The sequence below is a fragment of the Corallococcus sp. AB049A genome, from assembly GCF_003668885.1.
In the GTDB taxonomy this organism is placed as follows: Bacteria; Myxococcota; Myxococcia; order Myxococcales; family Myxococcaceae; genus Corallococcus; species Corallococcus interemptor.
Window position 1 is genome coordinate 1 of record NZ_RAWL01001182.1, and the last position, 430, is coordinate 430.

Here is a 430-nt window from a genome sequence, read left to right on the forward strand (position 1 = left end):
GCGTGGACCAGCTCGGCGAGGACGGCGCCAACGCCAACTACAACGCCATGGTGGAGCGCTTCGAGCGCCGCTTCGGGCGGTCGACCCGCAACGTCGTGGTCGCCCTCGCCTACGACACCGCCCGCGTCGCCATCCACGGCATCGGCAACGCAGCCATCCCCGAGCCCCGCTGGGTCAAGGAGGGCATGGAACGGATCCGCTGGATGCCGGCCACCAACGGCGGGCCCGGCACCTACATCCAGTTCGGTCCTCACGACCGCAAGGGTTACAAGGGCGACTTCCTGACCATCCGCGAGCTGCGCGGCGGCGAGCTGCACTTCGACGGCTACCACCGCCCGACGTGGCCGTCGAACTCGATGGCCGACGACTCGGCCACGGCGCCGACCGCGACGGCGAGCCCGACGGCGTCGTGAGCTCGAAGGTCTACATC

1 protein-coding gene is annotated in these 430 nt (G+C 70.2%); it reads left to right on the plus strand.

Features of this window, described 5'->3' with window-relative positions; all coding sequences use genetic code 11:
* Positions 1–413, plus strand: a 413-nt coding sequence (locus D7X55_RS41390) for a hypothetical protein (RefSeq protein WP_199747434.1), incomplete at its 5' end; no start/stop codon positions are given.
* Positions 414–430: the final 17 nt, after the last annotated feature.